General features: G+C 58.0%; 8 protein-coding genes and 1 tRNA gene. 6 read left to right on the top strand and 3 right to left on the bottom strand.

Features of this window, described 5'->3' with window-relative positions; genetic code table 11:
- Positions 1-205 precede the first annotated feature (205 nt).
- Positions 206-646 (top strand): cell envelope integrity protein TolA, encoded by a 441-nt coding sequence (tolA, locus tag JZX89_RS03495; RefSeq protein ID WP_207133069.1) that lies wholly within the window; start codon positions 206-208, stop codon positions 644-646.
- Between the two features lie 165 nt (positions 647-811).
- Here the strand turns inward: tolA and JZX89_RS03490 are convergent.
- From JZX89_RS03490 to JZX89_RS03480, 3 genes are all read right to left on the bottom strand, one after another.
- A tRNA-Lys gene (locus JZX89_RS03490) sits at positions 812-887 on the bottom strand.
- Between the two features lie 154 nt (positions 888-1,041).
- Entirely contained in the window at positions 1,042-1,296 is a 255-nt protein-coding gene (locus JZX89_RS03485; protein ID WP_149897515.1) for a GlsB/YeaQ/YmgE family stress response membrane protein, read from the bottom strand.
- A 26-nt stretch (positions 1,297-1,322) separates the two neighbouring features.
- Positions 1,323-1,550, bottom strand: coding sequence for a hypothetical protein (locus JZX89_RS03480; RefSeq protein WP_207133091.1), 228 nt, complete (start codon positions 1,548-1,550; stop codon positions 1,323-1,325).
- On the opposite strand from JZX89_RS03480, the gene JZX89_RS03475 reads away from it, so the two are divergent.
- The 5 genes from JZX89_RS03475 (at position 1,444) to JZX89_RS03455 (ending at position 9,707) form a co-directional block, all read left to right on the top strand.
- The gene (locus tag JZX89_RS03475) at positions 1,444-4,104 is read left to right on the top strand and encodes a mechanosensitive ion channel family protein (RefSeq protein WP_207133068.1); all 2,661 of its coding nucleotides are present in this window, start codon (positions 1,444-1,446) and stop codon (positions 4,102-4,104) included. The genes JZX89_RS03480 and JZX89_RS03475 overlap by 107 nt on opposite strands.
- A 237-nt stretch (positions 4,105-4,341) precedes the next feature.
- Entirely contained in the window at positions 4,342-5,631 is a 1,290-nt protein-coding gene (locus JZX89_RS03470; RefSeq protein WP_246746653.1) for a hypothetical protein, read from the top strand.
- Positions 5,628-5,948, top strand: coding sequence for a hypothetical protein (locus JZX89_RS03465; RefSeq protein WP_153513816.1), 321 nt, complete (start codon positions 5,628-5,630; stop codon positions 5,946-5,948). The genes JZX89_RS03470 and JZX89_RS03465 overlap by 4 nt, the downstream gene beginning before the upstream one ends.
- A gap of 252 nt (positions 5,949-6,200) precedes the next feature.
- The gene (locus tag JZX89_RS03460) at positions 6,201-8,714 is read left to right on the top strand and encodes a GcvT family protein (protein ID WP_207133067.1); all 2,514 of its coding nucleotides are present in this window, start codon (positions 6,201-6,203) and stop codon (positions 8,712-8,714) included.
- Between the two features lie 159 nt (positions 8,715-8,873).
- Positions 8,874-9,707 (top strand): response regulator, encoded by an 834-nt coding sequence (locus JZX89_RS03455; protein ID WP_153513814.1) that lies wholly within the window; start codon positions 8,874-8,876, stop codon positions 9,705-9,707.
- The last annotated feature ends 13 nt before the right edge of the window (positions 9,708-9,720 follow it).

The raw sequence follows: 9,720 nt of genomic DNA, 5'->3' as shown, positions 1-9,720 counted from the left end.
TTATTTTATTTTGGAAGTAGTAATCATCTATTCGTATTGATTGGAATGTATTTTTATCTGCGTATTTATGCTGTATTTCTTAGTGGTTAAGATCCAAGCGCGTAGAGCTTTCAGGAATTTTTACTGACAAAATCGATTTTTTTTAAAAAAGTTGTGACTGGCTGGCCAGAGCGGCAGATCAGCTTCCTGATAGAGGATATTGGATTTGACCAATCGTACTTCTTTGGTGTCCCGTCGTTTCAGGCTGCCCGGTCTCGCGGTGTTGAGCATCCTGGCTGAAGGCATTCTGACGCCGGTTTCGGGCCAGTCGCGGATCTGCAAGGATCCGACGCCTGCAAGTAATCTCAACGAAATGTTCGATGCAATCTACGCCTGCTGGGTGCCGCCGGAAGACACCGAGGGACTGGTGGTGACGCTGCGGTTCATTCTGCATAAGGACGGGCAAATACGCGGCAAGGTGGTCGTCATAGCCTCGCGACCTCAAGAGGAGAGCCCGAGACGGCAGGCATTTATCGATTCCGCCATCGATGCGGTAAAGCAGGCGGCGCCCGTTCGTTTTACGGAGGAATTTGGAAGCCGTATTGCCGGGCGACCATTGGAGCCGCGCTTCATCGGGGCAAAAAGCGCATCGGAAACGAAGTTGTAGAATTTCTGGCGAGCTTTTACGCTGACGGGGCTGTGTAGCTCGGGATCGTCGGTGACAAGTACCGTTTCTTTCGCAGGTATTGTCGGAAAGGGACGAATTCACAAGCTCAATCGCTTGGGCGATGCTTTAAGTAAGCATCGCAACATCTTGTCATTTAAAGAGATTTGGTGGGTGATGTAGGGCTCGAACCTACGACCCGCTGATTAAGAGTCAGCTGCTCTACCAACTGAGCTAATCACCCGACCGACACCGTGTGGCGGTGTGAGGGGGGCTATAAAGGGGAAGTTTGGGCTTGTCCAGCGCGGAAATGAAATTTCTTCGATTTTTGTGACGAAAAAATTTCAGTCGCGCTGGAAAAGGCTGAAAATCCGGGGTTTTACGGATTTTCCTTTTGCTTAGCCGCGTCTGAATGCCCGCCCGATAAGGATAAGGATACAGGCGCCGATGAAGCCGGCGATGAGATAACCGAGCCAGCCGGCCAGAACGATTCCAAAAACAGACAATATGGCGTTGGCGACGATCGCGCCGACGATTCCAAGAAGGATGTTCATGAAAACACCCATATTGCTTTTCATGAATTGTTCGGCGAGCCACCCGGCGACACCACCGATGATGATAGCTGCGATCCAGCCAATACCAGCAGATTCCATGATTTCCTCCCATGTTTGCTGCACTATCAAAGGTGATGATTCTCGTGGTGAAAAGCAAGGTAAACTCCGGAAAACCTCGCTTCATGCGGGTGGTTTTCCCCGGCGCAGGCGTTAAATAGCCTGAGACGGCGTGAAGAGACGAAAGGCATGGATGTGCGGTTGATGTTCGGCGGATTGATTGACGGTAGGCGGGTGTTCGGCGAACCGGCACCTGGTCGGGTGCGAAGCAGTGCCGTGGCCATGATAATGGTCATGATGTTTTCGCTTCTCGGCGGGTTTCTGTTGCCCGCAATGCCGGCATCCGCGCAAGGGGAGACAACGCCGCCGGCGCCTGCCGTGATCCAGGCCACCACGGTGGAGCAGGCGCGAGCGGAACTGGAAAAATGGAAAGCCGATGTTGCAACCATCACCGGACAGGTGGAGGCGGGCGGCAGCGACGATGTGCATCTGGTGGATATGAAGGGTCGCGTCGATGGCATTGCTGCCGATGCCGCGGCGGCCAACACCAAGCTGCGCACCCGGCTGGACCAGATCAAGACTCGTCTCGAGGCGCTTGGCGAGCCGCCGGCCGATGGCCAGCCGCCGGAAGCCAGCATGGTGACGGAAGAGCGCGCCCGGCTGACGGCGGAGCGTGCCGAGGTGAATGCGATTGCCGGTGAGGTGGAGAGCACCGCCACCAACGCCGCGCAGATTTCCAACAATATCACGGCGGTTCGCCGGGCGCTTTTCGCCGCCACCCTGTTCAAGCGCACGGAAGTTTCTGCCCAGACGCTGGGCGACGCCTCTTCAGCCTTCGTTACCGAGGTGACCAACCTCAGCAACGCCTTCAGCAGCTGGGCGGGTTTCGTGTGGAGCTACAAGCGGTTGCCGATGTTCGGCGCCGTGATGCTGTCGATCATGGCGGGGCTGCTGTTTCTGGTCGGTGGTTACCGGTTTTTCGGCAGCCGCATGGACCGGCGGGCCTTTACCGGCGAGCCTTCCTATCTGCGGCGACTTTCGGTGGCCTTCTGGTCGACCATGGTGCAATCGCTGTCGCTGTTCCTGTTTCTGGTCACCTCGGCGTTTTTCCTCGATAATTTCAACGTGCTGCGATCCGATATAGCGCCGATCCTGTTCGGGGCCATGGCCATCCTCGGTTTCGTGTATTTCGTATCGCGGCTGAGCTACGCGATCTTTGCACCCACCCAGCCGGAATGGCGTTTGCTGAAAGTGTCCAATCGCGGCGCGCATACGCTGTCGTCTGCGGTGCTGCTGATGGCGCTCGTCAATGGTCTCGACTATCTGTTTGGAACGATCAGCGAAACGCTTTATTCGCCGCTGATCGTCACCGTCGCCAAGAGCTTCGTCGCCTCGATCATTATCGGCATCATCCTGCTCACCGTGTCTTTCCTGCGGCCGATGATCGGCGAGGGGCAGGATTATGAGACCGGCAACCAGCGGCTGCCCCGCTGGCTGGTCATTCTGCTGAGGGTCGGCGGTCTCATTCTCATCGGCGCGTGTCTGACGGGTTATGTCGGTCTTGCGCGCTTCCTTGCCACGCAGATCGTCGCCACGGGTGCGGTGCTGGCGACGATGTATATCGGCATTCTGTCCGGCAAGGCGATTTCCAGACAGGGTGCGTTTTCAGAATCCCTTGCCGGGCGTTATCTGGCGCGGCGTTTCGGGCTCGGTCCGGTTGCGCTCGATCAGGCCGGTCTTGCCGCCGGGCTTGGCATCTATGCCATAGCGCTTGCCTTCGGCGTGCCGCTCATCCTGTTTTCCTGGGGCTTCCAGCCGGGTGATATCGAAAGCTGGGCCTATCGCCTGCTGACAGGCATTACCGTCGGCAATGCCTCGATCTCGCTGATCGGCCTCTTCGGCGGCGTTCTTGTCTTTGCCATCGGTTATATTATCACCCGCTGGTTCCAGAAGTGGCTTGATAATAACGTCATGGCGCGGGGCCAGGTGGATGCCGGGGTGCGCAACTCGGTCAAGACCGGCATCGGTTATCTCGGCATTGCGGTTGCGGCGATCTTCGGCGTGTCTTCCGCCGGTCTTAACCTCTCCAGTCTCGCGCTCGTCGCGTCGGCTCTTTCGGTCGGTATCGGTTTTGGCCTGCAGAACATCGTCTCGAACTTCGTGTCCGGCCTCATCCTTCTGGTCGAGCGTCCCTTCAAGGTGGGCGACTGGGTGGTGACCGGCACGACGGAAGGCACCGTCAAGCGGCTTTCCGTGCGCGCCACAGAAATCGAAACCTTCCGTGGTCAGTCGATCATTGTGCCGAATTCCGAGTTCATCAACTCCTCGGTCGGCAACTGGACGCACCGCAACCGCATCATGCGTGCGGAAATTCCGGTTTCCGTTTCCTATGATTCCGATCCGCAGCAAGTCATGGATATTCTGCTGGAACTGGTGCGCGCCCAGCCGCCGGTGCTGCGCAACCCCGAGCCGCATGTGGAGTTCCTGCGGTTCGGCGATTTCTCGCTGGATTTCGAATTGCGGTTCCACCTTGCCGATCTGTCGACCGGGCTTGGCGTGAAGAATGCGCTGAGGATCGCCATCCTGCAGCGCTTCCGCGAGGAGGGGATCGCCATCCCGTTCCCGCAGCGCAATCTCAACATCCATGTGGAGGGCGACGCCAACCCGCAAATGCTGGCGGCGCTGCTTTCGGAAGAGGGCGACAAGGCGGCGGTGGCCCATACGGGTGCGGCAGCGCCTGCGGCGGAAGTCACAGCGGAAAAGGATGCCGGGAAAGCGGGCGACAAGTCTGTCGATAAGACCGCTGTGGAAACGAAGCCGGCGGCAAAGATGGCTGGCAGAGATAATTGATCGGTGCGGCCATCTCCGCCGCTATGCTGCCCGTATCAGGCCTGGCGGGGCTGGGAAATGCCCTGGCGCGGCTATGCGGATCTGGCCGTGGCTTTCTGTTCACCGGGAGCGGGCGTATGCCGGTTCTCGTCGTGAAAATATATTCAAAATACCCGTAGAGACTGCATTGATAAGTAAACTTTAAGTTGATATATTATGGCTATTCTTTAGTTTATTTTTCTTGTTGTCGGGGCTCACATGACGAATCCAGTCAATGGAAATGCCCAGCCTGCCCAGCCTGCCCAGCCTGCCCAGCCTGCCCAGCCTGCCCAGCCTGCCCAGCCTGCCCAGCCTCTCGGCCAGCTTCCTGTAAAAACATCTCTGCGGGAAAAACTGAGGGGATTCTGGTGGTGGGTTAAGCCCCATGCCGCCAGAGCGTCTCTATTGACCGCAGGTATCGTTGTCGGCGCGGCGGGTTTGTTTTTCCTGATGGGCGAGACTGACGTGACGGATGATTACCTGCCGAAACGCTGGAATGAATCTATCCGCAGTTTAGGTATCGAGCCGGTCTATCCGCCGCAGGAGGATATTTATGTGGGGGACATCATCGCCGAGGTCGTGGATTCAGGGCACAGGTTCAAGTCTCTGCCCACCGATCTCGAAAGCGAATCCTTCATCGGCCGCTACGTCAAGATTACCCAGATACCGAATTTGCGGGGATATTTGGGTGTCAAGTCGGAGGCGCCTTATTTCGGCGACAGCACTTGGCTGGAAGACAAGAAGACGCTGACGGTATCTCAGCCCCGCATGGAAGTCGCATCCGATGGGACCACATCCGGCCTGCAAGTGAAGGACGCGCTTTTTCCGGTCATCAAGATAGAACGGAAAGAGGGCATGGCGGGGGTTCTGCGCAATATTGCCTTCGGCGGCGCGCGGGCCGATGTCGAGGAGATCGAGCTTCAAAATGTCCAGACTTATTCGATCAACCCTTTTCACGCGCAAAACGCGTTGATGGCGTTTTGCGGTGATGACGACACAAAGGTCTATTGCGCCGACGAGTATCTTCGCGAAAAACTGTCCTATATTCTCAGCCGCGATATTTTGAGGACCGCGGAGACGCAGGATTGTGGTCTGCGTTATATTTACGACATCCGCCTGCTGGTCGTGCGTCAGGCGTTTCTCACTCGCGGGGTGAAGGTCACCAACGGCCGGGGCCGCTCGACTTTCCTCGATGCGGGAGGAAACAAGGGCGACGTCCAGAAGAATATCGATGGCACGGCTGCTGCCGCGACCACAGGCCCGCAGGGCCAACAGCCGGAGGCCGAAAACATGGCCGGCAATGACAGCACCATTCGCAGCACGAACAGTTCCGGCCTCTTTTCCGATCGCCAGTTCGCGAGGCCGCTCGTCATAGGTTTCAACAGTGTTTCCATCGGTATGCGCAACAGCACGCCCGCCTGGCTGGACGCAGCGGCAAAAGCCGCCGCCGGCAAGGACGTGAAAGACGGCGTCAAGATTTGTGCGTCTTCGCAGGAGGTTGCGAAATGAGACGGACAGTTTTTCTCTTCGGCATGGTTTTTCCTTTTCTGGCAAATGCGCAGGAGGCGGTCGTTCCGTCCGTGACCGTTGGCGATATAGCGCAATTCAACAGTGATTGCATCTATCGCATTCCACCTTGCAAGGATGGTGGTGGGGGTTTTCCGCCTCCTCCTCCGCCGCCGGGCGGCGGCGGTGGGATACACAATCTGCCGGGCGGTCCCGGCTTCAATAACTCGATCATCGTGCCCGGTAATGACGTGCTCAAAGGCCTGAAACTGGATGGCCCGGATATCAGGGGGCTGCAAATGCAGCTTCAGAACAGGTAGCCGGGCTCTGGCCCGTTATGGCGGCGAAACTCGATCTGTTCCGGTTGGCACTTCCGACATCTACGCTGCCTTCGTCTCCTCATGGGGCGATGGCGGTCTGAAGCCTGCCTGACGGCGGCATTTTCTTCCCTGTCGCAGCACCCTATGGCCATGTCGCAATCAGGCGGCTGAACGTTTGCCAAGCGCTTCATATTCCCCTCATCGATTTGGCAGCACGACAGGCAATGCCGGCGCTTTTTAGGGGTTCTGTAAATGAAGACACATGCACGGGCGGTGGTGATCGGTGGCGGCGTCGTTGGCGTCTCGACGCTTTATCACCTGGCCAAAAAGGGCTGGAGCGACAGCGTCCTCATCGAGCGCAAGGAGCTGACATCCGGCTCCACCTGGCATGCGGCCGGTCTTCTGCCGCTGTTCAACATGAGCTACTCGGTTGGCCAGATCCACAAATATTCCGTGAAGTTTTATGAGGAGCTCCAGGAAGAAACCGGCATGAATGTCGGCTTTTCCAAGGTTTCGAACATTCGTCTCGCCCGTACCAAGGATCGCTGGGACGAATATATGTATTATGCCGGCATTGCCGAAACCATTGGCGTGCGCGTCAACATGCTGACGCCGGAGCAGGTGAAGGAAATCTGGCCGCTCTGTGAGACCGACGGGCTGCTCGGCGCCATCCAGCATCCTGATGACGGTTATATCCAGCCGGCGGATCTGACGCAGGCGCTGGCCAAGGGCGCGCGTGACTACGGCGCCACCATCTATCGCAACACCACCGTCACCGCCATTGAGCAGCTGGAAGACGGTCACTGGAAGGTGACGACGGATAAGGGCGAGATCATCGCCGAACATATTATTTCCTGCACCGGCTCCTTTGCCCGCAAGACCGGTGAGATGGTCGGTATCGATATTCCGGTCATTCCGGTCGAGCATCAATATATCGTCACCGAGCCGCATCCGGCCATTCTGGAGCGTCGCCGTCAGGGCCTGCCGGAAATGGGCGTTCTGCGGGAGTCGGACTCGGCCTGGTACATGCGCGAAGAAGCGGGCGGCCTGATCCTCGGCCCTTACGAAGTCGGCGCGCCGGTCTGTTATGTCGACGGTCCCTCTGACGACAGCGAATATGAGCTGTTCCAGGAAGAACTCGACCGCCTGATGCCACATATCGAAACCGCGATGGTGCGCGTTCCGGCCTTCGGGGAGGTGGGCATCAAGAAGGTTTATAACGGCGCGATCGCCTATACGCCTGACGGCAACCCAATCGTCGGCCCCGCGCCGGGCCTGAAGAATTTCTGGCTGAATGAGGGCCATTCCTTCGGCATCACCGCTGCCGGCGGCGCTGGCTGGCAGCTGGCCGAATGGATCGTCGATGGCGAGCCGACGCTCGATCTGATGGGCGTCGATCCGCGTCGCTTTGGGCCTCACGCAACGGAAGGCTACCTCATCGCCAAGAACGAAGAGGCCTATGCCAACGTCTTCACCATGCATTATCCGGATGAGGAGCGTTCCGCTGCCCGCCCGCTGAAGACGACGCCGGTTTATGACCGTCTGAAGAAGCTCGGCGGCGTGTTCGGTTCCGTCTACGGCTGGGAGCGCGCCAACTGGTATGCGCCGGAAGGTTATGCGCTGCGCGAAGAAGACCTCGGCGTCGGCGCCGATGTCATCACCAGCCATAACCACGCACCACCGTTGGACGATGGCCGCATCGTCGAAAAATGGTCGTTCCGCCGTTCGAATTATTTCGAACATGTCGGCAACGAGGTGAAGAACGTTACGCAGAATGTTGGCGTGCTTGATATGTCGGCCTTCGCCAAGATGGAGGTTTCCGGCCCCGGTGCGCGTGCCTGGCTGGACAGCATTCTGGCCAATATCGTGCCGAAGAAGCGCGGCCGCATCGCGCTCACGCATCTTCTGACGCCGAATGGCGGGGTGAAGGTGGAGTTCACCGTTTATGAATGGGCGCCGGGCCGGTTCTATATGGTTTCGGCGGGTGGTCTTGAGGCCCACGATCATGACGTGCTGCGCCGCCTTGCGCCGACCGACGGTTCCGTGGTGCTGCAGCCGATCACCCAGAAATACGGCGTGCTGGTGCTTGCCGGCCCGAAGTCTCGCGATCTGTTGAAGAAGCTGACCCGCACCAGCCTGGAGAACAAGGATTTCCCCTGGCTGACGGCAAAGCAGATTTCCGTCGGCGTGGCGACGGCGCATGCGCTGCGCGTCAACTTCGTCGGCGAACTCGGCTGGGAACTGCACCATCCGATCGAGATGCAGAATTACATCTTCGACCGGCTGATGGAAGCCGGTGCGGAATTCGGCATCAAGCCGTTCGGCATCCGGGCCATGGTGTCGATGTCGCTCGAAAAATCCTACCGCAACATGGGCCGCGAACTTTCGGTGGAATATAACGCCTATGAATCCGGTCTCGACCGCTTCCTGCGGCCGGAAAAATCCTTCATCGGCCGTGATGCGCTGGTGGCTTACAAGGAAGCCGGCCTGAAATCGGTGTTTTCGACGCTGACCGTGTCGGGCAATACGGATGTCGATGCACGCGGTTCGGAAGCGATTTCCGACGAAAACGGCGCTCTTGCCGGCCGTGTCACCAGCGGCGGTTTCGGCTGGCGCATCGGCAAGTCGATCGCGCTTGCCATGCTCAAGCCGGAATATGCAGCGGTTGGCACCAAGCTGAAAATCCGCATTCTCGGCACGCTTTACGATGCCGAGGTGGTGGAGGAGAGCCCGTTCGATACCGAAAACGCGCTGCTGCGCGCCTGATGCGCCTTTATGCCAACAACCCAAATACGGCCCTTCGGGGCCGTATTTTCTTTTAGGTAAGCATATGTGCCGACTGGTTTGCCGGCAAAAGTGTTATTAATTATTCTGAAAAATACCGCTGCTATTTTCCCCTGAAGGACGATGGGGGACTGGGACAGGATGAATTTTCTCGGCATTACGGGCATGCAATATTCGGGTGTGCCTTTCACCAACAACCGCATTCTGCTGGCGGAAGATAGCAATGTGTTCACCCAGATGGTGAGCAGGCGCCTGAATGAAATGTTGGGCGTTTCCGTGGAGGCGTGTCGCTCTTTCGAGGAGTTGCAGGCCTGTTACGAACATTCGTCCGAGCCGGTGACGTTGGCGATTTCCAACATCAACCTGCCGGGGGCGGAAAAGGGCGAGGCGCTGGAATATCTGATCGATCTTTCGATCCCGACCATCGTTTTCACCAGCACCTTCCATGAGGCGACGCGCGAAACGCTGATCGCCAAGGATGTGGTCGATTACATTTTGAAGGACAATATTTTCGCCGTGGACATGCTGACGGAATCGGTCTGCCGGTTCCTCACCAACCACCGCCACCATGTGCTGATCGTCGATGACAGCCCGACGGCGCGGGCGCTGCTGTCGAGCCGTCTCAAGCGCTATAATTTCCGGGTCAGTCTTGCTGACAGCGGTGCGAAGGCGCTGGAAATCCTGAAAGCCAATCCAGATATCGGCCTTGTGGTAACCGACTACAACATGCCTGACATTGATGGTTTCGAACTGACGCGGCGCATCCGCACCGTGCGCGGATCGCACGAGTTGCGCATCATTGGCGTGTCTTCCTCCACCAACCGGCTGCTATCGGCGCGGTTCCTGAAGGCGGGCGGCAATGATTTCATGTTGCGACCGTTCATCGACGAGGAATTCTACTGCCGCGTTAACCAGAACCTTGACACGCTGGTGCAGATCCAGCTGGCCAAGGCCGGTGTGAGACCGGCGGCCTGACAGGGCCTCTCTT

This window comes from Agrobacterium burrii, assembly GCF_017313405.1.
GTDB lineage: Bacteria > Pseudomonadota > Alphaproteobacteria > Rhizobiales > Rhizobiaceae > Agrobacterium > Agrobacterium burrii.
The sequence above is the reverse complement of the archived record's forward strand: the minus strand, read 5'-3'. Positions and strand labels throughout refer to the sequence as shown.